This window comes from Methylobacterium endophyticum, assembly GCF_050591105.1.
Classification (GTDB): Bacteria; Pseudomonadota; Alphaproteobacteria; order Rhizobiales; family Beijerinckiaceae; genus Methylobacterium.
The window spans coordinates 24,375-50,882 of the sequence record NZ_JBNHES010000006.1 but is presented as its reverse complement, the minus strand read 5'-3'; the positions used below and the strand labels follow the sequence as shown (position 1 = coordinate 50,882).

The window sequence follows — 26,508 nt, the reverse complement described above, 5'->3', positions numbered from 1 at the left end:
CAGCTCGTCGCTCCCCCGCCCGCAGCGGGACCGGGTGATCGTGTCGCGCTACGTGAGGCTGCGGGCCGCGCCTCCGCGCGCCGCGAACGACAACCGGCATCCGGCCCGGTCGCGCCTCTGGCCCTGGGTCCTGGCCTTCGGCGCGGCACCGACGCTCGGCATGGCCGTCATCCTCGCCCTGGCGGTGTGACGGTCCGCCAGGCACTGGCCTTTCACCGCCCGTAGCGGAACCTCAGTTCAGGTTCCCGGAGATCGCGGTGAACTTCGAGTTCAGCTTGGTGCCGATGCCCTTGATCGCCGCGATGACCACCACCGCGATGAGGGCCGCGATCATTCCGTATTCGATCGCCGTGGCGCCGGACCTGTCTTTCAGAAACCGCTGCGTGAGAGCACGCATTGTCAGAGACTCCCTACAACCCCCCCGCGAAGGCGCGGACTCCTCCTGCCCTATACCGAGGGTATGAATAATCTCTGCCGCAATAGCCGCGTTTCGGCGTGGACCTGCCGAATCCGGGATGCAGGACATCCGGCAAGACTGCCGATTTAGCATCCAACCGCCCGATCGTTAGGCAGCGCCCGCCGGCGAGCGGATGCCGGACGGCCCGCACCGGAGACAGCCGCAGACCGCAGGGCGATACCCGCCGCAGGCTGGCACGGCTCCTGCTTACCTCTCTTCCGTCCGTCAATGGCGACGGGCAGCACCGTCAGCGAGGCCGCTGATCCGGTCGCCTCGCGGAGTGGAGCACTCGGCGCGGGCGCCCCGGCAGCGGCTTTTTCGCGGGCGGCCCGCCGCCAGAGATTTCGACCGAGGACGAGACGCGGCTGCGATGGCATCCACAGGCACCGGCAAAGGCACCGGACAATCCGGGGCGCGCGAGCGCCTCGTGGTCGTCGGCAACGGCATGGCCTCGCTGCGCTTCCTGGAGCGCCTGACCGAGGACGTCCCCGGCCGATACGACGTGGTCGTCGTCGGGGCGGAGCCCGTGGCCGCCTATAACCGCGTCCTGCTCTCCTCGCTGCTCGGCGGCGAGGTCGACGAGGCGGCCTGCGGCTTTCGCGGGCTCGACTGGTACGAGAGCCACGGCATCCGCCTCATCACCGGCGCCCCCGTCACGGCGATCGACCGCGAGAACGGGCTGGCCGTGGTCGGCGAGACCCATGTGCTGCCCTTCGACAAGCTGGTGCTCGCCGTGGGCTCGGTGCCGATCCGGCTGCCGAAGCCCGGCATGGAGCTGCCCGGCGTCGTCACCTTCCGCGATTTCGCCGACGTCGCCGCCATCCGCGAGGCGGCGGTGGAGCACGCGAAAGCCATCGTCATCGGCGGCGGCCTTCTCGGGCTGGAGGCGGCGGTCGGCCTCGCCCGGCTCGGCGTCGACACCACCCTGCTCCACGTCATGGACCGCCTGATGGAGCGCCAGCTCGACCATCCGGCGGCGGCGCTGGTGCGCAGGGCCATGGAGGCGCGCGGCGTCAAGGTGCTGCTCAAGGCCGATACCGCCCGCATCGAGGGCGAGGGCAAGGTCGAGCGCCTGATCCTCTCCGACGGCACGGTGCTGCCGGCCGATCTCGTGGTGCTGTCGGTGGGCGTGCGCCCCTCCGTCGCGCTGGCACAGGGGGCTGGGCTCGAGATCGGGCGTGGCATCAAGGTCGACGACCGCATGGCCACCTCCGATCCGCGCATCTTCGCGCTCGGCGAATGCGCCGAGCATCGCGGCCTAGTCTACGGCCTCGTCGAGCCGGCCTACGAGCAGGCCGACGTGCTGGCCAGGACCCTCGCCGGCAAGGACGCCGCCTATCCCGGCACCGCGCTCTCCACCAGCCTCAAGGTCTCCGGCCTGCCGGTGTTCTCGGCGGGGATCGTGGACACCCCGGAGACCGCCGAGGCCGTCGTGCTGAGCGATACCGGCGCCGGGCTCTACCGCAAGCTCCTGATCGAGGACGGCCGGCTGATCGGAGCGGTCTTCGTCGGCGACATCGCCGAGCAGGCCGCGTGCAAGGCGCTGATCCGCTCTGGCGAGCCGGTGGGCGAGATGCGCGACGACCTGATGTTCGGGCGCCCGGCGCAAGCGCCGAAAGCCCCCCACACCCTCGCAGCGTGAAGAGGCGCGTCATGTCAGAAGACTTCAACGCCGAGCAGAAGCGCTACCTCGAGGGCTTCGCCTCGGGCATCGCCGCCGCCCGCCTCACCGGGGGCCTCGCCCTCGGGCAGGGGGCGGGCGCCCCTCCGGCCGAGCCGACCGGACCGGACGCGATCCACATCAAGGCGCAGGACCGCACCGTCAAGGCCGGCGGCAAGCTCTGCGACCAGGAGAAGTGGAAGCGCGCGGAAAACCCGTTCGAGGGGCACAACCGGCTGATCGCCGAGGCCGCCGCCGGCAAGGCGCCCAAGCCCGAGGACAATTTCCGCTGGCGCTACCACGGGCTGTTCTGGCTCTCGCCGGCCAGCAACACCTTCATGTGCCGCCTGCGCATTCCCAACGGCATCCTGCACCACTGGCAGTTCTCCGGCATCGCCGACCTCGCCGACGCCCATGGCGGCGGCTACAGTCACGTCACCACCCGCGCCAATCTCCAGATCCGCGACATCACCCCCGAGCACGGCCAGCCGCTCCTCGACGGGCTGATCGACCTCGGCCTCTCGGCGCGCGGCTCGGGGGCGGACAACATCCGCAACGTCACCGGCTCGCCGGTCGCCGGCATCGATGCGCAGGAGCTCCTCGACACGCGCCCGCTCGCGAAGTCGTGGAACAGCTGGATCATGAACGACCGCTCGCTCTACGGGCTGCCGCGCAAGTTCAACGTCGCCTTCGACGGCGGCGGCATCATCCCGGTGCTGGAGGAGACCAACGACATCGGCTTCCAGGCGGTGACGGTGCTCGACGGCGCCGCCGTCGCGCCGGGCGTCTGGATGCGCCTCGTGCTCGGCGGTATCTCCGGCCACAGGGATCTCGCCCGCGACACCGGCGTGGTGCTCAAGCCCGAGGAGTGCAACGCGGTCGCCGACGCGATCCTGCGCGTCTTCATCGAGCATGGCGACCGCACCAACCGCAACAAGGCGCGGATGAAATACGTCCTCGACGCCTGGGGCTTCGACAAGTACCTCGCCGCCGTCGAGGAGAAGCTCGGACGCAAGCTCGAGCGCGTCGACCCGGCCCATGTCGCGCCCCGCGCCGAGACCGCCCGCTTCGCCCATGTCGGCGTCCACAAGCAGGTTCAGGAAGGGCTCAACTGGATCGGCGTGATCCTGCCGGTGGGCAAGATGACCACCGACCAGATGCGCGCGCTCGCCGACATCGCCAAGGAGTGCGGCGACGGCCAGATCCGCATGACCGTCTGGCAGAACTTTCTGTTTTCGGGCGTTCCCGACGCGAAGGTGGCCGAAGTCGAGGCCCGCGTCGCCGCGCTGGGGCTCACGACGAAGGCGTCGAGCATCCGCGCCGGGCTCGTGGCCTGCACGGGCAACCGCGGCTGCAAGTTCGCAGCCTCCGACACCAAGGGCCACGCGCTGATCATCGCCGACTACATCGAGGCGACGGTGAAGGAGCTCGACGTGCCGGTGAACCTGCACCTCACCGGCTGCCACCATTCCTGCGCCCAACACTATATCGGCGATATCGGGCTCATCGGCGCCAAGGTCGTCGTCTCGGAGGAGGGCGACACCGTCGAGGGCTACGACATCGTGGTCGGCGGCGGCTTCGCGCAGGACGCGAAGATCGGCACCGAGATCTGGAAGGCGGTCAAGGCCGAGGATTGCCCCGGCCGCGTCGAGGCGCTTCTCCGTTCCTACCTGTCCAAGCGGAACGGCCCGGAGGAGAGCTTCCAGGCCTTCACCCTGCGCACCGGCCCGGAGGCCCTGCGCGACCTCGCAGAAGATCAGCCCGTCCTGAAGGCAGCCGCATGAGCGAGCACGTCAGCCCCCCCCTCGTCCTGATCCCCGAGACCGCCCCGTTCTCGGCCGACCAGCGCTCCTGGCTCTCCGGCTATTTCGCCGCGCTGCTCGGCCCCGCCGTCGAGGGCGCCACCGCGCTCGCGCCCGGCGAGTCCCCCGGCGGCGCCAAAAAACTCGCGGACAACGACGACGCGCCCTGGCACGATCCGGCCCTCCCCATCGCCGACCGCATGGAGATGGCGAAGGAGAGGCCCGAGGCGCAGAAGCTGATGGCCGCCATGGCCCAGCAGGATTGCGGCCAGTGCGGCTACAACTGCGCCGACTATGCCAACGCCATCTTCCTCAAGAGCGAGGAGCGCCTGAACCTCTGCCAGCCCGGCGGCAAGGACACCATGCGCATGCTCAAGAAGCTGGAGGAGGAGTTCGGCGCCGCCGGCGGCTCCGCCCCGGCGAAGGCCAACACGGGCGACGCGCCCAAGAAGGAGGCCGCGCTCGGCCCCCTCGGCTTCTGCCGCGAGAACCCGGTGGAGGCGACCTTCCTGTCCCGCACGCGCCTCAACGCGCCGGGGGGCGAGAAGGAGACCTGGCATATCGAGATCGACCTCACCGGAACGCCGGTGGAGTACGTGGTCGGCGATAGCCTCGGGCTGTTTCCCGCCAACGCCCCGGCGCTGGCCGACGCCGTGATCGCCGAGCTCGGCGCGCGGCCCGAGCGCATGATCGGCGGCCGGACCCTGCGCGACGCCCTGCTCAAGGACTACGCGCTCGGCGCCGCGCCGGACGGGCTCTACCAGCTCCTCTCGCTGCTCACCTCGGGGGAGGCGAGGAAGAAGGCGCAGGCGCTCTCGGCCGGCGAGGACCCGGACGGCGACGCCGCCTATCTCGACGTGCTCGGCGCGCTCCACAAGTTCCCCGGCGCCCGGCCCGACGCCGAGGTCTTCCTCGAGGCCCTCGACGAGTTGCAGCCCCGGCTCTACTCGATCTCGTCCTCGCCCAAGGCCGATCCGGGCCGGGTTTCGCTCACCGTCGACGCGGTGCGCTACAACCACCGCTCGCGCCTGCGCCTCGGCGTCGCCTCGACCCATCTCGGCGAGCGCCTGCCGGAGAAGACCACCGTCAAGGTCTATCTCCAGAAGGCGCACGGCTTCGCCCTGCCGCACGACCTCTCGAAGGACGTCATCATGTGCGGGCCGGGCACCGGCATCGCGCCGTTCCGCGCCTTTTTGCGCGAGCGCGCCGCCACCCAAGCGCCGGGCCGCAACTGGCTCTTCTACGGCCACCAGCGGCAGGCGTCGGACTTCTTCTACAAGGACGAGCTGGAGAAGCTGCGCGACGACAAGGTGCTGTCGCGCCTCTCGCTCGCCTGGTCGCGGGACGGGGCGGAGAAGACCTACGTCCAGGACCGCATGCGCGAGAACGGCGCCGACCTGTGGAAGTGGCTCGAAGGCGGTGCCCATTTCTACGTCTGCGGCGATGCCAAGCGCATGGCCAAGGACGTTGAGCGCGCCATCATCGACGTGGCGGCGGAGCACGGCGGCAAGAGCGCCGAGGAGGCGGTGGCCTATCTCGCCGCCCTCAAGAAGGCCGGCCGCTACCAGGCCGACGTGTACTGACGTCATCGTCCCTCCCCCCTTTGCGGGGGAGGGACGATGCGCATACCGGCCCGAGTCTTGCTGCCCGACACCACGAGACATCCGCCAAGGACCCCGCCATGACCGTGTCCGCTCCGGAAACCGGCTCCGTGGTGCGCACCACCTGCCCCTATTGCGGCGTGGGCTGCGGCGTGCTGGCGACCCCCGACGGCAAGGGCGGCGTGGGGATCGCCGGCGACACCGAGCATCCGGCCAATCTCGGCAAGCTCTGCTCCAAGGGCTCGGCGCTCGGCGAGACCGTGAATCTCGACGACCGCCTGCTCCATCCGGTGAAGGACGGGGCACGCGTCTCCTGGGAGGCGGCGCTCGGCGCGGTCGCCGGGGGCCTGCGCCGCACCGCCGAGCGCCACGGGCCGGGAGCGATCGCGTTCTACCTCTCGGGCCAGTTGCTGACGGAGGACTACTACGTCGCCAACAAGCTCGCGAAGGGCTTCATCGGCACGCCGCATGTCGACACCAACTCGCGGCTCTGCATGTCGAGCGCGGTGGCCGCGCATCGGCGCGCCTTCGGCTCGGACACCGTGCCGGGCTGCTACGAGGATCTCGACGAGGCCGACCTCATCGTGCTCGTCGGCTCCAACGCCTCCTGGTGCCACCCGGTCCTGTTCCGCCGCATGGCCGAGGCGCGGGCGCGGCGCGGCACCAAGATCGTCACGGTGGATCCGCGCTTCACCCAGACGGGCGAGGAATCGGACCTGTTCCTGCCACTGGCGCCGGGCAGCGACAGCGCGCTGTTCTCGGGCCTGCTCGTCCACCTCGCCGATACCGGAGCGGCCGACCGCGCCTTCGTGGACGAGCACACCGCCGGCCTCGACGCCGCCCTGGAGCGCGCCCGCGCCATCGCCCCAAGCATCGCCGCCACCGCCGCCGCCACGGGCCTGCCGGAGGCGGAGGTGGCGCGATTCTTCGAGCTGTTCGCGAAGACGAAGCGCGTCGTCACCGCCTTCTCGCAGGGGGCGAACCAGTCGGCCCAGGGCACCGACAAGGGCAACGCCATCATCAACTGCCACCTGCTCACGGGGCGGATCGGGCAGCCCGGCGCCGGGCCGTTCTCGCTCACCGGCCAGCCCAACGCCATGGGCGGGCGCGAGGTCGGCGGGCTCGCCAACATGCTCGCCGCCCACATGCATTTCGCGCCCGAGGAGGTCGACCGGGTGCGCCGCTTCTGGAGCGCGCCCAACATCGTCACAGGGGAGGGGCTGAAGGCGGTCGCCATGTTCGACGCCATCGCCAAGGGCAAGATCAAGGCGCTCTGGGTGATGGGCACCAACCCCCTCGTCTCCATGCCCCGCGCCGACATGATCCGCGAGGCGCTGGCCAAGCTCGACCTCTACGTGGTCTCCGAGGTGGTGGCGGATTCCGACACCGTGAAGGGCCTGGGCAAGACCACGGTGCTGCTGCCGGCGCTGGCCTGGGGCGAGAAGAACGGCACCGTCACGAATTCCGAGCGGCGCATCTCGCGCCAGCGCTCCTTCCTGAAAGCCCCCGGCGAGGCCCGGCCGGACTGGGCCATCGTCTGCGACGTCGCCCGCCGGCTCGGGCACGGCAAGGCCTTCGGCTACCTCTCGGCGGCGGCGATCTTCCGCGAGCACGCGGCGCTCTCGGCCTTCGAGAACAACGGCACCCGCGACTTCGACATCGGGGCGCTGGGCGACATCGCCGAGGCCGCCTACGACACCGCCGCGCCGGTGCAGTGGCCGTTGCCGAAGCGCGCGGTGTCGGCCGGAAAGGGCCGGGCGCGGTTCTTCGCGGACGGCCGCTTCTACACCTTCGACCAGCGCGCCCGCTTCGTGGCGGTGCAGGCCCCGGCGCTCGCGGAGAGCGTCACGGAGGAGCGCCCCTTCGTGCTCAACACCGGCCGCGTGCGCGACCACTGGCACACTATGACCCGGACCGGGCGCAGCCAGCGGCTCTCGGCCCACCGCTCGGTGCCTTTCCTCGAAATCCACCCCGACGACGCGGCGGCGCGCGGGCTCGTCGACGGCGGCATCGCCCGCGTCTCCTCCGTGCATGGCAGCGCCGATCTCGAGGTGATCGTCACGCAGGCGATCCGGCCGGGCAGCCTGTTCATGCCCATGCACTGGAGCGACGCCACAGCATCGCGGGCGCGCGTCGGCGCCGTGGTGCGCGGCGTGCCCGATCCCGTCTCCGGCCAGCCGGAACTCAAGGCGACCCCGGCCTCAGTGGAGCCCCTGGCCTTCCGCGCGCGGGGATACCTGCTGAGCCGCGATGCCCGCACGCCGCCGGAGGGCTGGTGGTGGGCGCGCGCTGCCGTCACCGGGGGCTCGGCCCTGCAATTCGCCACCAACGACGGCTCGCGCGAGGCGGCGCTGCTGATGCGCGGCCTGTTCCAGGGCCTGGAGCTCGCCGAATACGCCGACCATGCGCGCGGCCGCTACCGCTGCGCCGTCTATGACGAGGGCCGGCTCGTCGCCTGCCTCGCCTTCGCGCCGGCCGAGGCGAGGCCCGACTGGGAGGCGGCCAAGGCGCTCTTCGCCGAGACCGAGCCGGACGCCACGGTCCGCCGGGCGCTGCTCTCGGGCCGCGCCGCCACGGCCGCCGCGGGCCCCACCATCTGCGCCTGCCACGGCGTCGGGCTCGACGTCATCACCGGCGTGATCGAGGCGGGGGCGGACACCGTCGAGGCGGTGGGCGCGGCCTGCAAGGCGGGCACGAATTGCGGCTCCTGCGTACCCGAGATCCGCAAGCTGCTGCCGGAAGCGCTTGCACGCAGCGCAGCATAGGCCCACTCTGGAAGGCTATGGTCGCGTGACGAAGCCGACGCTCATGAATCTCCCCCGCCAACCCCGCGAGACCCGAGGCCACGGCCTGGAGCCGCTCGCCGTCCTGCCCGTCTTCCTCGATCTCAAGGGCAAGCGGGTCGTTTTGGCCGGCAACAATGCCGGCGCGCCCTGGAAGGTGAAGCTGCTCGCGGCCGCCGGCGCCCATGTGGACGTCTACGCCGCCGAGGCGGGCGAGGAGCTGCGCGCCGTGCCGGGGGCCACCGTGGCCGGGCAGGCGGTGCTGCACGAGCGGGCCTGGACGGCGACCGATCTCGACGGGGCCGCCTTCGCCATCGGCGCCATGGAGGACGAGGACGACTGCGTCGCCTTCGTCGCGGCCGCGCGGGCGAGGGGCGTCATCGTCAACGCCGTCGACCGGCCGCATCTCTGCGACGTGAAGTTCGGGGCCATCGTCAACCGCTCGCCCCTCGTCGTCGGCATCTCGACGGAGGGGGCCGCGCCGGTCTTCGGGCAGACGGTGCGGGCGCGCATCGAGGCGATGCTGCCGCAGGGGTTCAAGGCCTGGGTCGGCGCCGCGCGCGACTGGCGCGAGACCGTCACGGCGCGCCTCCACGGGTTTGCCGAGCGGCGCGGCTTCTGGGAGCGGCTGACCGACCGCGCCTTCGCCGAACCCGACCGCGCCCCCACCGAGACCGACTTCGCCGAGCTGATGGCCGAGACGGAAGCCGCCCCGAAGGGCGGCGCCGTCACCCTGGTCGGGGCCGGGCCCGGCGACGTGGAGCTGTTGACGCTGAAGGCGCTGCGGGCGCTCCGCAACGCCGACGTCATTCTCTACGACGACCTCGTCGCCCCCGAGATCCTCGACTATGCCCGCCGCGAGGCCCGCACCATGCTGGTCGGCAAGAGCGGCTACGGCCCCTCCTGCCGGCAGGACGACATCAACGCGCTGATGGTGCAGCTCGCCAAGTCCGGCAAGCAGGTGGTGCGGCTGAAATCCGGCGATCCGCTCGTCTTCGGCCGGGCTGGCGAGGAGATCGAGGCCTGCCGGCTGGCGGGCGTGCCCGTGCGCGTGGTGCCCGGCGTCACCGCCGCTCAGGGGGCGGCCGCCTCCATCGGCGTCTCGCTGACCCATCGCGACGCGGCGCGGCGCCTGCAATACGTCACCGGCCACGACCGGCGCGGCGCGCTGCCCGACGATCTCAACTGGGGCGCGCTCGCCGACGGCAGCGTCACCACCGTCGTCTACATGCCGAAGAAGACCCTGCGGGGCCTGCTGGACCGGGCGGTCGCCGAGGGGCTGGCCCCGACGACCCCGGCGCTCGTCGTCTTCAACGCGACCCGGCCGAACCAGACGGTCCTGCGCGGCACCGCCGCCGATCTCGCCGAGCGTGTCGACGCCTCGGGCGGGCAGGGGCCGGCGATCCTGATGGTCGGCGAGGCGCTGGCGCTCGGCGTCGCGGCGGCGGAAACGCCGGTCTCGGAGGCGGCCCTCGCGGTCTGACACTATTTTCAGCCGATGCGCCCGACGCCCCTCTCCCCCCTGCGGGAGAGGGTGGCCCGCGAAGCGGGTCGGGTGAGGGGAGCGCCGGTGCCGGAGAGGGGGCGACGCGATGCCGGCTTGCCTCGCTCGCCCGGCTATGGTTCCCCAGCCGCGAGCCGGCGGCCCGCCACATGAGCGGGCAGGCCCGGCCGTCCGAGCCCCGAGCCCGCCATGGCCCTGTCCGACCGTACCCGACGCCTGCTGATCCCGCTCGGCGCCTTCGCGCTCGGCCTCGTCGGGGTGACGGGGGCCGCCATCCTGACGCTGGCCCCGGAGAAGACGCCGATCTCGACCGTCGGCGGCCCGTTCTCGCTGGTGGACCAGGACGGCAGGCCCGTCACCGAGCGCGACTTCGCCGGCGCCACGCATCTCGTCTTCTTCGGATTCACCCACTGCCCCGACATCTGCCCGACGACGCTCCAGCAGATCTCGGACGTGCTCGCCGCGCTCGGGCCGAAGGGCAAGGACATGCGCGCGGCCTTCATCACCGTCGACCCGGAGCGCGACACGCCGGAATCGCTCAAGACCTACCTGTCGAGCTTCGATCCGCGCATCACCGGCCTCACCGGCACGCCGGCCCAGGTGGTGGCCGCGACGAGGGCCTACCGGGCCTATGCGCGCAAGGTCGAGACGCCCGGCGACAAGGGCGACTACACCATGGAGCACACCGCGCTGGTCTACGTCATGGACCGCAACAACCGCTTCCTCGGCGCGCTCGATCTCAGCCGGCCGGCCGAGACCAGCGCGGCGGAGCTGGCGAAACGGCTCTGACCGCCGGCCCCGGCTTGAGCGCGCCGCTGCGGGAGCTGCGCGCCAGCCCGTGCTGGGTCTTGTTCCAGCGGGTCGGCGCGGTGACGAGCTCGATCACCCCGAGCCAGGCCGCGAGGCTGACGAGCAGGAAATAGGCCGGCAGCGTCGGCACGATCCAGATGAGGTCGCGCCAGTCTCGGCGGAAGCAGCCGAGGGCGGCGGGCGCCAGCATCGCCAGGAAGCCGATCCCGAACAGCGTCAGCGAGAGCGCCACCGGCAGGTTCGGCCAGAAGGCCGGCCCGGCCGGGATCTCGCGCCATAGGAAGTCGCGGACGGCGAGAAGCGTGAACAGCGGATAGACCAGCGCCGAGATCACGGTTCCGGGGAGCATGGCGAGCGCGCAGAGCGCATCGAGCGGCCCCAGGGCGCGCAGGGTGCGCAAGGGGCGGCGGCCATGGGTGAGGCTCGTCTGCACGAAGCCCTTCATCCAGCGGGTGCGCTGGCGCAGCCAGGGCCCCAACCGGGCCGGCGCCTCCTCGATGGTGGCGCTCGGCAGGTCGCCGACATCGTAGCCAGCGAGCGCCAGCCTCATGCCGAGATCGGCGTCCTCGGTGACGTTGTGCGCATCCCAGCCGCACATCTGCCGGAGCACCTGCGTGCGGAAATGCGTCGAGGTGCCGCCGAGCGGCGTGGGCAGATGCCAATGCGCGAGCGCCGGGCCGAGCACGTCGAACAGCGCCGCGTATTCGAGGACGAAGCAGCGCGTCAGCCAGGAATCGCTCGCGTTGTCGATGACGAGGCGCCCCTGGAGGCAGGCCGTCGTCGCGGGAGCGCGCGAGAAGATCCCGGCGGCGCGCCGCAACTGGCCGGGATCGGGCACGTCCTCCGCGTCGTAGACGACGAGGCAGGACCCGCGCGCCAGCGGCAGCGCCACGTTGAGCGCCCTCGGCTTGGTGCGCGGCAGGCCCGGCGGCGCCACCACGACCTCGAACCGGGCCGGCAGCGGCACGCGGGCGAGGGCGGCGGCCGTCTCCGAATCGTCGGCCTCGATGACGAACTTGATGTCGAGCTTCGCGACCGGATAATCGAGCGCCGCCAGGGCCCTGACGAGGCGCGGCACCACCTCCGCCTCCCGGTGGAGCGCCACGAGCACGGTGTAGACGGGCAGCTCCCGGTCCGGCAGCGGCGGATGCTCCTCGGCGCTCTCGACCGGCGCCGCCACGAACAGCGCCCCGATGCGGAACACCGCCATGACGAGGAAGGCGCTCTGCACCGCCACGGCGAGGAGGACGGCGAGCGCCGCCGGCAGCAGGGTCGCGGCGCAGCCGGCCGCGAGCACGAGAAGCACCGCCAGCCCGACATGGATCGCGCCGGGCCCCGGCCGGAAGGCCCAGTCCGGCCGGCGGATCTCGAGATCGTCCGAGGCGTGGGCGGCGACGGCTTGCGGAATCGCCGCGAACACCGCCTCGCGCAGGCGGCGGGGCGTGGTGAGCGCCGGCCGCCAGCTTCGCGGCAGGCGCAGGCTCAGCAGCTCGGCGACGTCGCGGCCCTCGGGCGCCATCACGCGCGGCGCCGGACCGCCGGGCGCCAGCGGGGCGAGCCCGGCGAGCGGCGTCTCGGGGAAGGCGATGCCGGGGCCGAGGGCGATGGCACCGTCGAGGAAGGGCACGCCGAGCCGGCGCGCCAGGGCCCGGTAATAGGCGTCCTCGTCCATCAGGCCGGCGCGGAGGAGGGCGGTGGCGGCATCGGTTCCGGCGTCGCGGGCCAGTGTCGCGGCCCGCGCCAGAAGGGCCGGCGGGACGCCCTCGGCCAGCAGGAAGGCGATCTCCGGCGGCAGCGCGACCGCATCGGTCCAGGCGAGGCGCGAGCGGAGAAACGACACGGGACCGGCTCCCGTCGGCGGCCGGACATGCTAATCGGAGACGGTGAGCCAGCCCCTCTCCCGCGACCGTCAGCCGACCATGCGCGTTAACGGATCGTCAATCTTGTCCCGTCGGCGATCCGCAGCCATCGGCGGGGCGATGATCGTATTCGCGGCGGCTGCGTCCTTCCCGCAACGGAGTTGCGCCCAATCCAGCGGCGTGACCATCCCGAACCTGTGGAACCCGCGCAGCCGGGGCGAGCGCTTGGAGGCGCCCCAATCGAGCCGCGCGGTCCGGTTCCTCACCGACGACGAATTCCCGCCGCTGCACTTCGCCGGGCCGGACGGCAACCCGACCGGCTTCGCGGTGGAGTTGGCGCGGGCGGTCTGCGAGCGGCTCTCGATCACCTGCACCGTCCAGGCCCGCCGCTTCGACACCCTGCTCGACGCGCTCGGTGAGCGCCAGGGCGACGTGGTGGCCGCCGCGATCCCGCTGACGCCGGGCCTGCGGGCGAAGTTCCTGGCGACACGGCCCTATTTCCGCTGGCCGGCGCGCTTCGCCGGACGCGCGGACCGCGACCTGCCCCCCCCCTCCGCCGAGGCGCTCGCGGGCAAGAGCGTGGCGGTCGTCGCCGGGAGCGCCCACGCGGCCTATCTCAGGGCGTTCTTCCCCAAGGCGGTGCCGCACGAATTCGCCGATCTCGCCGGCGCGGAGACCGCCCTGCGGCGGGGCGAGGCCGACTACGTGTTCGCGGACGGCGTCAACCTTGCCCTCTGGCTCGGGGGCGCGGACTCGGCCGGATGCTGCGCCTTCAGCGGCGGAGACTATCTGGAGAACCGCTATTTCGGCGAAGGCGTCGGCTTCGTCACCCGCCAGGACGACGCCGCGCTCTCGCGAGCCCTCGACGACGCGCTCCAGCGGGTCTGGGACGACGGCAAATACGCCGAACTCTATCTACGCTTCTTTCCCGTGGGGCCGTTCTGAGGCGGGGTCAGCAGGGGCCGAGGCTGCGCACCGGCCGCATCGGCGTCACGCAGCCTCCGGCCCAATCGCAATAGGCGGCGTCCCCCGCGAGCCCGCTCAGTATGCGCCGCTCGCCTCCGGCGAGGTTCACCACGCGCGGACCGGCCGAGGAGTCGACCCGATACCGGCAGACCGGATGCTTGCAGACGAAGGCCGCACAGGCCGCCGAAGCTTCGGACCCCATGAGGGATCCCACCGTCAGGATCACGAGAACCATTGCCGTGCGCATGGCGAATCCTTCCAACGAAGAAAAATCAATCTACCGCACTCACGGATAAATACGAGTCATGAATTCGCTCGCGCCATATCAATATTCACCGCGCGCGATATTGGCGAAACCCTGCGTCCGGCGCCCAGGCGCCGCGCGGGGCCGGCGATCGGCCGCGTTGACCCTGCGGTAAGCGCTCCGTAGGTAGGCGGCTTGCCCCGCGCGCCCGCGCCGGCCCCTTATCGCAGACCGTTCCCGACCATGACCGCCCCGCTGACCCTCGACCCCGACATCCTGGAGGCCGCCGCCACGGCCGCGGCCTGGCCCTTCGAGGAGGCGCGCAAGCTCGTCCAGCGGATCGGGCGCAACCCCAAAGCGGAAGTGCTGTTCGAGACCGGCTACGGCCCCTCCGGCCTGCCGCATATCGGCACCTTCGGCGAGGTGGCGCGCACCTCCATGGTGCGCCACGCCTTCCGGGTTCTGACGAAGGACACGGTGCCGACCCGCCTGATCGCCTTCTCGGACGACATGGACGGCCTGCGCAAGGTGCCGACCAACGTGCCGAACCAGGAGCTTCTTCAGAAGGCCCTCAACCTGCCGCTGACGAAGGTGCCCGACCCCTTCGGCACGCATGAGAGCTTCGGCCACCACAACAACGCGGAGCTGCGCCGCTTCCTCGACGCCTTCGGCTTCGAATACGAGTTCCGCTCGGCGACCGAATGCTATCGTTCTGGCGTGTTCGACAAGGCCCTGCTGACCGTGCTCGACCGCTACGAGGCGGTGATGGCGATCATGCTGCCTTCCCTGCGCGCCGAGCGCTCGGCGAGCTACTCGCCCTTCCTGCCGCTGCATCCCGTCACGGGGGAGGTGATGCAGGTGCCCATCGACGAGGTGCGGCCGGAGTCCGGCACGATTCTGTGGCGCGACCCGAAGACGGGGGAGGGCTACGAGACTCCCGTCACAGGCGGCCATGCCAAGCTGCAATGGAAGCCCGATTGGGCCATGCGCTGGCTGGCGCTCGGGGTCGATTACGAGATGGCCGGCAAGGACCTGATCGATTCCGTGAAGCTCTCCGGCCAGATCTGCCGCGCGCTCGGGGCCGAGCCGCCGGAGGGCTTCAACTACGAGCTCTTCCTCGACGAGAAGGGCCAGAAGATCTCGAAGTCGAAGGGCAACGGCCTGACCATCGACGAGTGGCTGACCTACGGCACGCCGGATTCCCTGGCGCTGTTCATGTACAACAAGCCCCGCGAGGCCAAGCGCCTGTTCTTCGACGTGATCCCGCGCCATGTCGACGAGTATATCGGCTTCCTCGACCGCTATCCGGGGCAGGAGGCGAAGCTGCGCCTCGGCAACCCGGTCTGGCATCTCCATGCCGGCGAGCCGCCCGCGCCGGAGACCATCGGCGGGACGGCCGACACCAAGGGCACGACGCTCACCTTCGCGATGCTCCTGAACCTCGTGACGGTGGCGAACGCCGAGGAGCCCGGCGTGCTCTGGGGCTTCATCCGGCGCTATGCCCCGGATGTCGGGCCGCAGACGCATCCGGGCCTCGACCGGCTCGTCGGCCACGCGCTCGCCTATTACCGGGACTTCGTGCGCCCGGCGAAGACCTACCGCGCGCCGACCCCCGAGGAGCGCGCCGCCCTCGAGGACCTTTTCGCGACCCTCGACGGGCACCAGGGCTCCACCGATCCGGATGCGCTCCAAGCGATCGTCTACGAGGTCGGGCGGCGCCATTTTCCCGATACGTCGGGCAAGGCGAAGAGCCCGGACGGGCGGCCCGGCGTGTCGCAGGCGTGGTTCACCAGCCTCTACAACGTGCTGTTCGGCGAGGCGCGCGGGCCCCGCTTCGGCTCTTTCGTGGCCCTCTACGGGGTGGAGGAGACGCGGGCGCTGATCGCCAAGGCGATTTCGGGCGCGCTGGCGCCGGCGCCTGCCGGAGCCTGATACGGCCGTCGTTCGAGCGGTTCGCCGGTGCGCGTGTCCCTCTCCCCGCTTTGGCGGGGAGAGGCCCGCATGCACTTCGTCGTGCATGCGGGAAGCGCAGGCGAAGCCGAAGCGGCGGTGAGGGGGTATAGCCGGAGGAGCCTCTGCCGGAACCGCCCCCTCACCCTCGGCTGCCGCCTTGCCGCGCCGACGACGAGGTCGTCGCGGCCCTCTCCCCGCAAGCGAGGAGAGGCGATGCGCGTGGTCGGAGCGGATCAGAGGGACGCGGACGGACGCCCGACCTGCCTGAGGCTGATCTCCCAGACGCGCTCCTGCACGCCCTCGTCCCGGCTGACCTCGGAGGAGGGCAGCTCGGCGCTGCGCGAGAAATAGCGCCCGCTGACGCCCTCGACGGTCGGCGAGGTGGCCAGGAACAGCGAGGTCGCGGCCCCTTGGGACGGCGCCTTGAGGAAGGGCCGCAGCAGCCCCCAGGCGAAGCCGAGCAGGCCGCCCGTGTTCTTCGCGAATCCCGTGTTGATGACGCCGGGATGCAGGGCGTTGACGGTGACGCCCGTGCCCTCGAGCCGCCGCGCCAGCGCCTTGGTGAACAGCACGTTGCCCAGCTTCGCCTGGCTGTAGGCCTTGATCGCGCTGAACTTTTTCCGGCCTTCCAGATCGTCGAAGTCTACGGTCTCGCGCGCGTGCGCGGCCGAGGAGACGTTGACGATGCGCGAAGGCGCGCTCGCCTTCAGGAGATCGAGCAGTTCCAGGCTCAGCAGCACGTAGCCGAGATGGTCGAGGGCCCAGGTGCGCTCGATCCCGTCCACGGTCTCCTCGCGGCGGTCGAAGATGGCGCCGGCATTGTTCACCACCACGTCGAGGCGCGGATAGGTTTTTCGGACCTCGGCCGCGAGACGGCGGATCTCGGATTGCGACGAGAGATCGGCGACGAACACGTCGGTGACCGCCCCCGGCACCGACGCGCGGATATCGGACGCCGCGCGCTCGGCGCGTCCGCCGTCGCGCCCCACCAGGCCCACGCGGGCGCCGGCCCGCGCGAGGCCCAGCGCCGTCTCATAGCCGATGCCGTTGGTGGCACCGGTGACGAGACAGGTCTTTCCCGCCATCGGCGAGACCGGAGCGCTCACGGCCGCCTCAGAAGACCGCCTGCCCGATGGCCAAGGCGATCACCACGATCACGATCGCGACGATGAGGAACAGGCCGAACAGGATGCGGGCCAGGGAGCCCGCCCCCGAGGCGATGCCGGTGAAACCGAGGCCGCCCGCGATCAGCGAGACGACGAAGCAGATGAGGGCCCATTTCAGAAGGGTCATGCAACGAAACTCCGGCAGTCGAACGGTGCGATAACTGCCGCCAAGCTCAACCGTTCCAGCCCGATCACGCGCTCCGCGCGGGGTCCGGCGCGGATGGGTCGGATTTGGCGACATCGGATCTGGCGAGGATGATCTCGGCAAGCGCGTGGTAGAGCCCGCCCCGGCAGACGAGCTTGGAGGCCGCGTCGGCCGCCAGCGCGGCGACCATAAGCGGGATCACCAGCGCATGGTCCTGCGTCATCTCGGTGACGATCACGAAGGAGGTGATCGGCGCCTGGAGCACGCCGGTGAGGTAGGAGACCATGCCGATCAGCACCAGCGCCCCCACGGGAACGTCGGCGAACAGCCCGTGCAGCCCGGCGCCGAGCCCGGCCCCCACCGCCAGCGAGGGCGCGAACAACCCGCCGGGAATGCCGCTGATCGAGGACAGTACCGTCGCCAGGAACTTCAGCGGCGCGAAGTCGAGGGCGGCCGGCGCGTCGCCGTGGAGGATGGCGCGGGCCTCCTCGTAGCCGGTGCCGTAGACCGTGCCGCCCGAGGCGAGCCCGCACAGCGCCACCCCGAGCCCGCACAGCGCCGCGAAGGCGACGGGGCGGCGCGCGATCAGCGCCCCCGCCCGGCCGGGAACGCCGCGCGCGAACAGGATCACGATGCGGCTGAACAGGCCGCCGCAGAGGCCGCCGGCGAGCCCGATCGCGGGCACCGCGATCCAGGCCCTGCCGGGCGGAAGCACCGCCTGGGTGCTGCCGAAATAGGTGTAGTTGCCGATGAGCAGCAGCGAGGTCAGGCCGGCGGCGACGATGGCCGCGATCACGAGTCCCGAGGAGCGGCTCTCATAGGCGCGGCCGAGCTCCTCGATGCCGAAGACGATGCCGGCGAGCGGCGTGTTGAAGGCGGCGGCGACCCCCGCCGCCCCGCCGGCCAGCATCAGGCCGGGCAGGCGCTCGGGGGTCAGCCTCCCGACCGCCGCCATGATCGCGGCACCGACCTGCACGGTCGGCCCCTCGCGCCCGATGGAGCCGCCGCAGAGGAGGCCCAGGGTCATCACCGCGATCTTGCCGCCGGCGACCTTCAGCGAGACGAGGGCGTGCCGCAGGCCGGCATCGCGGGTGTGGCGGGCGGCGATCACCTGCGGGATGCCGGAGCCTTGCGCGTTCGGGAAGACGGTGCGCGCGAGATGCGCGCAGAGCGCGAATCCGGCCGGGGCGAGCACAAGGACGAGCAACGGCGACAGGCCGAGCATCCGGCGGAACCCGTCCTGCGCGGCATCGGCGAGCTTGGCCATCAGCACCGCCGCGAGGCCGACGCAGACGCCGCCGGCCAGGAACAGCAAGCGCCGCCGCCACAGCGCGAAGGCGTCGACGGAGGCGCCGCGCAGCCGCGCCAGCGCCGGGCGCACGCGCCGCCGGGGCGCCTTGGCCCGGTCCGCTCCGTCCTGCCGTCTCATGTCCACGCCGGTATCCGCTGTGCCCGTGATGCCTCGGCCGGCCCGTCGCGAGGACCGGGCCAGCGCCGCTCATGCCGATCGAGGGTCAGCGGCGGATCGGCGAGCCCGATGCCAGCGGGGAGGGGATCGCCCCCGTCGCGGCGGCGTCCTTGGCGGGCGTTTCCTTCGGGGGAAGCTCTCTCGCGACGGCGGGTTTCGGCGGCACCTCCCCGGCGAGCGCGCCCGGCGCCGGGCCCCGCTCGGAGGTCCGGTCGGCATCGGCGCCGCCGCCGCGGGGGGAGGGCGGCGGCGTCACCTGCACGAGGTCGCGCGGCAGCAGCCTCGTGTCGGGGCCCGCCGCGATCACCTCGGTGCGGCCGTCGACCTCGCGGCGGATCGAGAAGGTCGGCTCCTGGGGCCGCCCGTCGCGCTCCCCCCGCCCGGCGGCGCGGCCGCTGCCGATGACGAGGCGGCCGACATCGGCGCGCCGCCGGGTCGGCTCCAGGCTGTCGCGCAGGCCGACGAGCTCGCGCTCCACCTCGGCGAGCTGCGCGGACGCCTCGATGACCCGCGCGTTCAGGAGGTTGGCGGTGGTCTGCTCGGTGATGGTGCTCTGGAGCTTGGTCTCGGTGATGCGCCGCTCGATGTCGCGCTGGTCGTTCTCGACCTCGATGATCGAGCGCTTGAGGGAGAGCAGCCGCGTCACCGGCACCAGCCGGGCGGTGGTGGCCTCGCCGTCCATGGCGGCGAGTTCCTGTTGCAAGAGCACCTTCTGCTGGGCCTTCTTCCCGAGGCTCGCCTTGTAGGCGGCCTCCTGCTCCACCAGGATCTGCGACTGGCGCTTGAGGTTGTTGGTCTCGCCGGCCAGCGCCTCCCGCCGCTTGGCGAAGAGGTGGCGCTCGCGCGAGAGCAGCTCGTCGGCCTGCGCCGTTGTGAGCCCCTCGGCCCAGGTCCTCGGCGGCTCGAAGCTCGCCGCCGAGACGGCCTCCGCCGCGAGCCGCGCGCGGCGCAGCACGGCGGCGGCGAGGCGGGTGTTGATCTGCTCCTCCTGCTCGACGGCGCGGTAGGATTCGAAGGCGAGCAGCGGGCCGCCGTTCTCGAGGAGGCGCGGCGCGCCCCCGGCGAGCGCATAGGCCTTGGCGGGGGTGAGATCGCTGGCCCAGGGGTAGCGGCCGGGGCTCTGCACGGCGCCGCCGACGAAGATCGGGCCGGTCTCCAGCACGGTGACGGTGACGCGCGGCCCCAGGATGCCGGCGATGTCGCGGCAGGCGACGGCGAGACGCGCCTCGACCTCGTCGATGGTGGCGCCGGCCGCCGGCACGCCGCCGATGAGCGGCAGGCGCAGGTTGCCGTCGCCGTCGACCTTGAGGCTCTGCGACAGGTCCGGGCGGCCGAAGACGCGCACGTCCACCCGGTCGTCCGGGCCGAGCCGGAAGGGATCGGCCGAGGCCGGCGGAGCGAAGGCCAGAGCGGCCAGCACCGCGAGGAGGATACGCATCACCGGGACCCTTGCCTGACGTCCTGCCTGACGGCGTCGAGCGAAACGTCGATTGTGTCGACGAATCGCGCCCATGTGAACTCCGCAGCGCGTGCGGGGCCCGCTCGCCCCAGACGGCGGGTCAGCTCAGGATTGTCGGCGAGCTTCCGCAGCCCCTCGGCGAAGGCCGCCGGCTCCGGCTCGACCAGCAATCCGGTGAGACCGTCGAGGACGGTCTCGCGAAAGCCCCCGCGATCGCTCGCCAACACCGGGCGCGCCTGCGCCATCGCCTCGAGGGGGGTGAGCCCGAAATCCTCGTTGAAGGCCGGCGCCAGCACCGCCCAGGCGGAGGCGTAGAGGGCCTGCATGCGCGCGTCCGAGACGGAGGTCTCGAAGGCGATCGCCGGGCAGCCCTCGGCCAGGGCCTGGAGCTTGGCGAAATACGGCCGGCTCTTGGCGTCGACCATGCCGGCGACGTGCAGCCGGAAGCGCTTCAGCTCCGGGGGCGCCGCGTCGTGGAAGCGGCGGAAGCCCTCGATGGCGAGCTCGATGTTCTTGGTCCACATGATCCGGCCGGGGATCAGGAACATCGGCTCCGGCTCGGCCTCGGGCAGGGCGGCGAGCGGCTCGATCCCCGGATAGGCCACCGTGATGCCGCTTGCCGGATAGAGCCGGTTCTCGGTGATGCGCCGCGTCACCGTGTCGGCGATGGAGATGACGCTCGCGAAGTTGCGCCAGGCCAGCCGGTCGAGCGCCCGGAACGCGGCCTCCGCCGCGATCTTGGCGGGGCGCCGGGAGGCGCCGTCGCGGGCGAGCAGGCGCTCACGATAGGCGTCGTCGTAGGCCGCGCGCAGCGGCGTGAAGCAGAGATTGACCGCCGGGATCGATCGGTTGCGGAAGGTCAGCAGCGGTCCGAGCCCGTCGCAGCAGACGAGCAGCACGTCGTGCCCGTCGGGGATCTTGGTGCGCGCGATGGAGAGGGCCGCCTGGCCCACCGCCGCGTAGCTGCGCTCCACCGAGACGCGCGACAGCTCGGTGACGGCCATCTCCTTCAGGTCCGGGAAGGTGCCCTCGGGATCGTAATGGTTGGTGTAGATCGCGATCTCGTGGCGCGAGCGGCGCTTCAGCTCGATGATGGAGCGCTCGATGCCGCTGCGCAGATAGACCCAGGGGTAGTAGACCGCGACCTTCACGACACCGCCTCCGCCAGCTCGGGCACGCCGGGCAGCAGCGTGCGGTAGAGGCCGAGCACGGCGTCCCCGCTCGCCTCCCAGTCGTAGCGGCGGGCGAGCTCGCGGTTCCTCGCGCCGAGCGACAGGCAGGCGTCGCGGTCCTCCCACAGGCGGCGGATGGCGGCGACCATGCCCGGCACGTCGCCGGCCTCGACGCGCGCGCCCTCCGCCCCCTGTCCGGTGGTGCCCACCACGGCGCAGGCCCGCGCCATCGCCTCGGCCACGACGATGCCGAAGGTCTCGGCGAAGGAGGGGAAAAAGAAGATCCGCGCCCGGCCGAGCATCGTCCGGTAGAGGTCGCCCCGGCTCTCGTGGATGGCGAGGTTCTCGGGCGCCGCCGCCCGGAAAGCCTCGACATCGGTGCCCCAGCCGATGGCGGCGAAGCGGATGTCCGGGCAGGCGCGGGCCACCGCGACGAGCTCGCCGATGCCCTTGCGGGCCTCGAACTTGCCGGCGAAGAGCACGAGGTCCTCCTTCCCGCCGGCCGCGACCGGCTCGAAGAAGGCGGCATCGACGCCGGGCGGCGCCAGGATCGTGCGCGGGCCGAGACGCGCTCCGGCCAGCGCCAGGGAGGCGTCGCTGAGGAAGACCTTTCCGTCCGCCGGCAGGCCCGTCAGCACCGTCTCGAAGGCGCGATAGGCGTAAGCCGTCCGGGCCGGGCGCATCACGCTCCAGGCCGGGCCGAACAGGGCCATGTGCTCCAGCACCAGCGGCCGTCCGGTCAGCCGCGCGGCGAGGAAGGCCGGCAGCATGGCGTGATAGCTGAAGGCGTGGACGAGATCGGCCCGCCGCGCCTCCGCCACGAAGGCCGGCAGCGCCAGGGGCAGGGCGTGGCGGCGCCGGGCGAGGCGCCGGGTCGGCACGCCCTCGTGCTCGGCGAGAACGGGATCGCCGGCGCAGAGCACCCGCGCGTCGATGCCGCGCGCGCGCAGATGCAGCGCCCGGCGGTGCACCAGGGTCTCGCCGCCCCCGCCGGAATCCGGCAGGTAGCGCTCATGGGCGAGGAGGACGCGCATCTCGCCTACAGCACCAGGCGACGGTGGATCACGGAGCCGTAGGCGAGCGCCCCGAAGATCAGCGCCGCCCTGGGCAGGCCGAGCAGCACCCGCGCCGCGATGGCCGCCGGGTTGCGGTAGCGCCCGGTCTCGACCACGCGCACCACCGGATAGGGCAGCATCGCCGCCAGCAGCACCGGGTGGACCAGCGCCCCGCCGGCGAGCCCGGCGACGCCGAGCGCGAAGGCGGCCGACTGCCGGCTGACGAAATAGCGGCCGTAGAGCTCGCGCCTGATCTCCGGGCGCATCTTCACGAGGAGCGGCCAGACCCGCAGGTTCAGCGCCTCCTTGTGCCAGGCCAGGAAGCTCTGGCGGAAGACCTCGTGGCGCACCAGCGCCTCCGGGGCGAAGGCGCGGCCCCAGCCGGCCCCCGTCACCTTCCAGCCGAGATCGGTGTCCTCGCCCCAGAAGCGCTCCATGAACGCATCGGAGAATCCGCCGACCCCGGCGAAGGCGTCGCGCCGGTAGAAGATGTTGCAGGTCTCGAAATAGGGCGTCGGCCCGGTCACGCAGACGGTCTTCTCGAGGAAGCGGCGCGGCTGGTCGGAGCGCGGCAGGGTCCGCCCCTGCACGACGCCGACGCCCTCCGCCATCGCCGCGACGCCGGCCGCGATCCAGCCGGGCGACGCCTCGCAGTCGTCGTCGATGAAGGCGACGACATCGCCCCGCGCGATGCCCGCGCCGAACTGGCGTGAGGGCGTCGGCGAGGAGAAGTTTTTTGGATGGTAAGCCAGTGCGGGCAACCCGCCTTCCGCCACCAGCCCCGTCATTGCGGCGGCGGTGCCGTCGTCGGGCGCGTTGTGGACGACGAGGATCTCGTAGCGGTCCGCCGGATAGTCCTGCGCGCGCAGGGACGCGACCAGGCGCAGCAGCATCTCGCGGCGCCTGTGGGTCGGCACCACCACGCTGACGAAGGGTGGCGTCCCGCTCATGCGCGGCCGTCCCGATCCGGGGCGGCCGGGACGAAGGCGATAACCAATCCTGCGGCGCGCTGTGTCACGATCGGATCCGGGGCGATGCTGCTTTCGTCTAGCATCGCCCCGGCGCAAGATTGAGGCCGGCGCCCCGCAGAAGACTACGGACCGGCCCGCGGCCGGCGTTTGTCCACCGTCTTCCGCGCTCTACTTGCTGCCGGGCCCCGATGCGAGGCCGGCCAGGGTGAACAGGTCGACCGAGAGCTTGGCGCCGACCACGAAGGCGTCGGGGATGTTCCGGGTCCGGTAGGGGAAGCGGGTCTGGTCCGGGTTGACGATGTATTGCAGGTTCGGCGTCACCCGGATCGCGGGGGAGAGCTGGATGCCGTAGTTCAGCTCCATCATCACCTGCTGGCTCGGGATCGACCGGAGGATGCCGAGGCTCGCCTGCGCGGCCGTGATGTTGCCGAGCGCCAGCGGGCTGAACTTCTGGGTGTTGATGACGAAGCCCACGGTGTCGAAGGGCCGCCCGGCGAAGGTGCCGGTCTGGAGCGCGCCGATCTCGAGGAAGTAGTCCTCCGTCAGCCGCCCCGAGGTGCCGGCCATGGCGACGCCGAACAGGGTCAGGCCCTGCGGCGCGGTCGGATCGGGGCGCCAGACCATCTGGTCGAAGCGGGCATAGACGCCCGAGCGCCCGAAGCGCGTGGCCGGGGTCAGTCCGGTCAGCACCGCGCGCTGGCCGGTGATGTCGCGCACCGGGTCGGCATAGTCCGAGGCGTCGTACCAGCCGCCGATGCCGTAGTTGCGCGGCAGGGGATCGTTGGCGAAGGTGGTGGAGTAGCCGAGCTCGAACGGCACGATGGCGCCGGTCGCGCCCTTCGTCGAGAAGTCGAGCCCGTTGTCGCCGGGCTGCTGGTGGAGCGGGTTCACCTCGTAGGCGCCGACATGGAAGAACACCTTGTCGGTGAGCCACGCCTTGGCGTGGCCGCCCCAGCTCGCCACCGGCCAGAAGGTGAAGTTCGAGGTCTTGAACACGAAGGTCGGGTTGCCGCAGGCGGAGTTCGTCTGGAAGTTGCAGTAGATCGGCGAGTTGAGGAAGGCGATGTTCGCCACCATCCGCCCGACCTCGATGTCGAGCCGGTTGTCGAAGAGCTTCTGCTGGTAGGTCATCAGCGTCAGCCGCGTGGTCTGGCCGCCGCCGAAGATCTCCTGCACCGAGGTGTTGTTGCCGATGAGGTCGTTCGAGAGGCTGCGCCCGTGCCGGTTCGTCACCGCGACATGGAAGGAGCCGCCCGCGATCCCGGCGATCCGGTCGAGGTCGCCGTCGATGCCGAAGAAGAGCTGGCCGGCATATTCCGAGCCCTGGCGGATGCCGCCCACGGGGTTCGCGGCGGCTTGGCCGGTGTAGTTCATCAGCATCGAGAGGCCGTTGCCGAGGTCGAAAACGCCGGGCGCGATGGTCGGCGGGGTCGCCGTCTGGCCCAGCGTGTCGGCGGCCTCGGCCGCGCTGTCGGCGCCGGAGAAGCCCTGGCCGGGGGCCGTCGCCGGGCGGCGCGCGCGGGTACCGGGCCGGGCCACTGTCGCCGGCACGGCGATGCCGGTGCCGAGGTCCGGCGGCGCGCCCTGCGCCAGGGCCGCCCCGTCGAAGGCCGCCGTTCCGAAGGCCAGGGCGGCCAGGATGATCCGATAGTCCCGCATGTCGTCCCCCGTTGTCGTCTCGCGATGGGCCCGGTCTGGCGCCGGGTTGATGGTGGAGGGCCGCCTCAGGCGACCCGCTTCTTCAGGAGGCCGACCAGCAGCCCGGTGACGAGCGTGCCGGCGACGATCGCGATCAGGGCGCCTGTCACGTTGGTGACGGCGTTCGGGATCGGCAGCACGAACAGCCCGCCATGGGGCACCTTCAGCTCGACGCCGAGCCCGAGCGCGATGGCGCCGGCGAGCCCCGAGCCCGCCACCATGGCAGGGATCACCCGCAGGGGGTCGGCGGCGGCGAAGGGGATCGCGCCCTCGGTGATGAAGGCCGCGCCGAGCACGGCGGCCGCGCCGCCGGCCTCGCGCTCGGGCTTGGAGAAGCGGCCGGGGAAGAGGCGGGTGGCCAGCGCGATGCCGAGGGGCGGCGTCATGCCGCCGATCATCGCCGCCGCCATCGGCCCGGTGACGCCCGACGCGATCAGCGCGGCGGAGGAGGCGTAGGCCGCCTTGTTGATCGGCCCGCCCATGTCGACGGCCATCATGCCGCCGAGGATCAGCCCGAGCAGGACGGCGCTGGTGCCCTGCATGCCCTTGAGCCAGCCGGTCAGGCCAGCGAGGATCGCGGCCACCGGCACGCCGACCACGTAGACCATGAGGAGGCCGGTGACGAGCGTCGCCAGCAGCGGCAGGATCAGGACCGGCTTGAGGCCCTCCAGGTTCTTGTGCAGGCGGATGTGCCGGTTGAGGAAGCGCGTGCTGTAGCCGGCGATGAAGCCAGCAGCGATGCCGCCGAGGAAGCCCGCCTGGAGATTGGCCGCGAGCATCCCGCCGATCATGCCCGGCGCGATGCCCGGCCGGTCGGCGACGGAATAGGCGATGTAGCCGGCCAGCGCCGGCACGATCAGCGCGAAGGCGCCCTTGGCGCCGATCTCGCCGAGCGCGTAGCCGAGCGTCCCGGCATGGCCCGGCGCCATGGCGTCGATGCCGCCGATGGCGAAGGCGAGCGCGATGAGCAGGCCGCCCGCCACCACGAAGGGCAGCATGAAGGAGACGCCGGTCATCAGGTGCTTGTAGGCGCCGGGCTTCTTCTCGGCCGCCGCCGGACGCGCCGCATCCTCGGCCTTGGCCGCGTCCTGCACCCGCGCCTCGGCGAGCGCCGTGGCGATCAGGCCCTTGCCGTCGCGGATGGCGGCCTTGGTGCTCGCGGCATGCACGCGCTTTCCGGCGAAGCGGGCGCGGTCCACGCCGGTATCGGCCGCGATCAGCACCACGTCGGCCTGGGCGATCTCCTCGGGCGTCAGCGCGTCGCGCGCGCCCACCGAGCCTTGCGTCTCGATGCGGACGTGATGGCCCAGCGCCTCCGCGGCGGCGGCGATCCCCTCCGCCGCCATGAAGGTGTGGGCGATGCCCGTCGGGCAGGACGTCACCGCCACGATTCTTTTGGTAGAGGACGTCGCGGGGGCGGCCTCCTCGCCGCCGGCGAGCAGCCGGTCGAAAACCGCGTTCACGTCTGCGAGCACGTCCTCGACGGCGACGCGGGCGCGGCGCAGGCCCTCGAACCGGCTCTCGCCGAGATCGCCCGAGCCCACCAGCAGCACGGCCTGCGCCTCCCGGATCGCGGAGTCCGACAAGGCGCCGCCGCGCCCGCGCAGTTCCAGCGCGAGGGGCTGGTTGCGCCGGCCGGCGGCCTTGCGCAGCGCCTCGAGGGCGAGAACGGCATGGGTGGGGAGTTCCGCTCCGCCCACCACCGCCAAGAGCCGTGCCATGATGATCCTCCCGG

At 71.9% G+C, this 26,508-nt stretch carries 21 protein-coding genes; 9 read left to right on the top strand and 12 right to left on the bottom strand.

Annotated features, from left to right (window positions below; all coding sequences use genetic code 11):
• Positions 1–40 precede the first annotated feature (40 nt).
• Complete coding sequence (locus ACP56T_RS08785; protein ID WP_430911769.1) at positions 41–190, top strand: hypothetical protein; 150 nt, start codon at positions 41–43, stop codon at positions 188–190.
• 42 nt (positions 191–232) lie between these two features.
• Here the strand turns inward: ACP56T_RS08785 and ACP56T_RS08780 are convergent, their stop codons facing one another.
• Positions 233–397 carry a Flp family type IVb pilin gene (locus tag ACP56T_RS08780; protein ID WP_430911768.1) on the bottom strand — a complete coding sequence of 55 codons (165 nt, stop codon included), beginning with the start codon at positions 395–397 and terminating at the stop codon, positions 233–235.
• 430 nt (positions 398–827) lie between these two features.
• Between ACP56T_RS08780 and ACP56T_RS08775 the strand changes: the two genes are divergently transcribed.
• The 6 genes from ACP56T_RS08775 (at position 828) to ACP56T_RS08750 (ending at position 10,596) form a co-directional block, all read left to right on the top strand.
• Complete coding sequence (locus ACP56T_RS08775) at positions 828–2,099, top strand: NAD(P)/FAD-dependent oxidoreductase (RefSeq protein ID WP_430911767.1); 1,272 nt, start codon at positions 828–830, stop codon at positions 2,097–2,099.
• A gap of 11 nt (positions 2,100–2,110) precedes the next feature.
• The gene (locus tag ACP56T_RS08770) at positions 2,111–3,901 is read left to right on the top strand and encodes a NirA family protein (protein ID WP_430911766.1); all 1,791 of its coding nucleotides are present in this window, start codon (positions 2,111–2,113) and stop codon (positions 3,899–3,901) included.
• Complete coding sequence (locus ACP56T_RS08765) at positions 3,898–5,502, top strand: sulfite reductase subunit alpha (protein WP_430911765.1); 1,605 nt, start codon at positions 3,898–3,900, stop codon at positions 5,500–5,502. Before ACP56T_RS08770 ends, ACP56T_RS08765 begins: the two co-directional genes overlap by 4 nt.
• Positions 5,503–5,600: 98 nt before the next feature.
• Positions 5,601–8,285: a nitrate reductase gene (locus ACP56T_RS08760; RefSeq protein ID WP_430911764.1), complete on the top strand. Its 2,685-nt coding sequence runs from the start codon at positions 5,601–5,603 to the stop codon at positions 8,283–8,285.
• 43 nt (positions 8,286–8,328) lie between these two features.
• Positions 8,329–9,786 (top strand): siroheme synthase CysG, encoded by a 1,458-nt coding sequence (gene cysG, locus ACP56T_RS08755; RefSeq protein ID WP_430911763.1) that lies wholly within the window; start codon positions 8,329–8,331, stop codon positions 9,784–9,786.
• A gap of 210 nt (positions 9,787–9,996) precedes the next feature.
• Positions 9,997–10,596 (top strand): SCO family protein, encoded by a 600-nt coding sequence (locus ACP56T_RS08750; RefSeq protein ID WP_430911762.1) that lies wholly within the window; start codon positions 9,997–9,999, stop codon positions 10,594–10,596.
• On the opposite strand, the gene ACP56T_RS08745 is transcribed toward ACP56T_RS08750, so the two are convergent.
• Positions 10,547–12,457: a glycosyltransferase family 2 protein gene (locus ACP56T_RS08745; RefSeq protein WP_430911761.1), complete on the bottom strand. Its 1,911-nt coding sequence runs from the start codon at positions 12,455–12,457 to the stop codon at positions 10,547–10,549. The genes ACP56T_RS08750 and ACP56T_RS08745 overlap by 50 nt on opposite strands.
• 139 nt (positions 12,458–12,596) lie before the next feature.
• Between ACP56T_RS08745 and ACP56T_RS08740 the strand changes: the two genes are divergently transcribed.
• Positions 12,597–13,421, top strand: a complete 825-nt coding sequence (locus ACP56T_RS08740; RefSeq protein WP_430911955.1) for a transporter substrate-binding domain-containing protein — start codon at positions 12,597–12,599, stop codon at positions 13,419–13,421.
• A gap of 7 nt (positions 13,422–13,428) precedes the next feature.
• On the opposite strand, the gene ACP56T_RS08735 is transcribed toward ACP56T_RS08740, so the two are convergent.
• Positions 13,429–13,644, bottom strand: a complete 216-nt coding sequence (locus ACP56T_RS08735; RefSeq protein ID WP_430911760.1) for a hypothetical protein — start codon at positions 13,642–13,644, stop codon at positions 13,429–13,431.
• 285 nt (positions 13,645–13,929) lie between these two features.
• On the opposite strand from ACP56T_RS08735, the gene ACP56T_RS08730 reads away from it, so the two are divergent.
• A complete protein-coding gene (locus ACP56T_RS08730; RefSeq protein ID WP_430911759.1) occupies positions 13,930–15,618 on the top strand; it encodes a lysine--tRNA ligase in 1,689 nt (562 codons plus the stop codon).
• Positions 15,619–15,872: 254 nt separating this feature from the next.
• Here ACP56T_RS08730 and ACP56T_RS08725 read toward each other — a convergent pair whose 3' ends face one another.
• The 9 genes from ACP56T_RS08725 to ACP56T_RS08685 form a co-directional block, all read right to left on the bottom strand.
• Positions 15,873–16,724 (bottom strand): SDR family oxidoreductase, encoded by an 852-nt coding sequence (locus ACP56T_RS08725; RefSeq protein ID WP_430911954.1) that lies wholly within the window; start codon positions 16,722–16,724, stop codon positions 15,873–15,875.
• Positions 16,725–16,752: 28 nt separating this feature from the next.
• Positions 16,753–16,932, bottom strand: a complete 180-nt coding sequence (locus ACP56T_RS08720) for a DUF1328 domain-containing protein (RefSeq protein WP_430911758.1) — start codon at positions 16,930–16,932, stop codon at positions 16,753–16,755.
• 64 nt (positions 16,933–16,996) lie between these two features.
• Positions 16,997–18,379, bottom strand: coding sequence for a chloride channel protein (locus tag ACP56T_RS08715; RefSeq protein ID WP_430911757.1), 1,383 nt, complete (start codon positions 18,377–18,379; stop codon positions 16,997–16,999).
• Between the two features lie 85 nt (positions 18,380–18,464).
• A complete protein-coding gene (locus ACP56T_RS08710; RefSeq protein WP_430911756.1) occupies positions 18,465–19,856 on the bottom strand; it encodes a polysaccharide biosynthesis/export family protein in 1,392 nt (463 codons plus the stop codon).
• Positions 19,856–21,028 (bottom strand): glycosyltransferase family 4 protein, encoded by a 1,173-nt coding sequence (locus tag ACP56T_RS08705; RefSeq protein ID WP_430911755.1) that lies wholly within the window; start codon positions 21,026–21,028, stop codon positions 19,856–19,858. The genes ACP56T_RS08710 and ACP56T_RS08705 overlap by 1 nt, the downstream gene beginning before the upstream one ends.
• Positions 21,025–22,083: a glycosyltransferase family 4 protein gene (locus ACP56T_RS08700; RefSeq protein ID WP_430911754.1), complete on the bottom strand. Its 1,059-nt coding sequence runs from the start codon at positions 22,081–22,083 to the stop codon at positions 21,025–21,027. The genes ACP56T_RS08705 and ACP56T_RS08700 overlap by 4 nt, the downstream gene beginning before the upstream one ends.
• A gap of 5 nt (positions 22,084–22,088) precedes the next feature.
• The gene (locus tag ACP56T_RS08695) at positions 22,089–23,054 is read right to left on the bottom strand and encodes a glycosyltransferase family 2 protein (protein ID WP_430911753.1); all 966 of its coding nucleotides are present in this window, start codon (positions 23,052–23,054) and stop codon (positions 22,089–22,091) included.
• Between the two features lie 189 nt (positions 23,055–23,243).
• Positions 23,244–24,734 (bottom strand): carbohydrate porin, encoded by a 1,491-nt coding sequence (locus tag ACP56T_RS08690; protein WP_430911752.1) that lies wholly within the window; start codon positions 24,732–24,734, stop codon positions 23,244–23,246.
• A 65-nt stretch (positions 24,735–24,799) separates the two neighbouring features.
• A complete protein-coding gene (locus ACP56T_RS08685) occupies positions 24,800–26,494 on the bottom strand; it encodes a fructose-specific PTS transporter subunit EIIC (RefSeq protein ID WP_430911751.1) in 1,695 nt (564 codons plus the stop codon).
• Positions 26,495–26,508 lie beyond the last annotated feature (14 nt).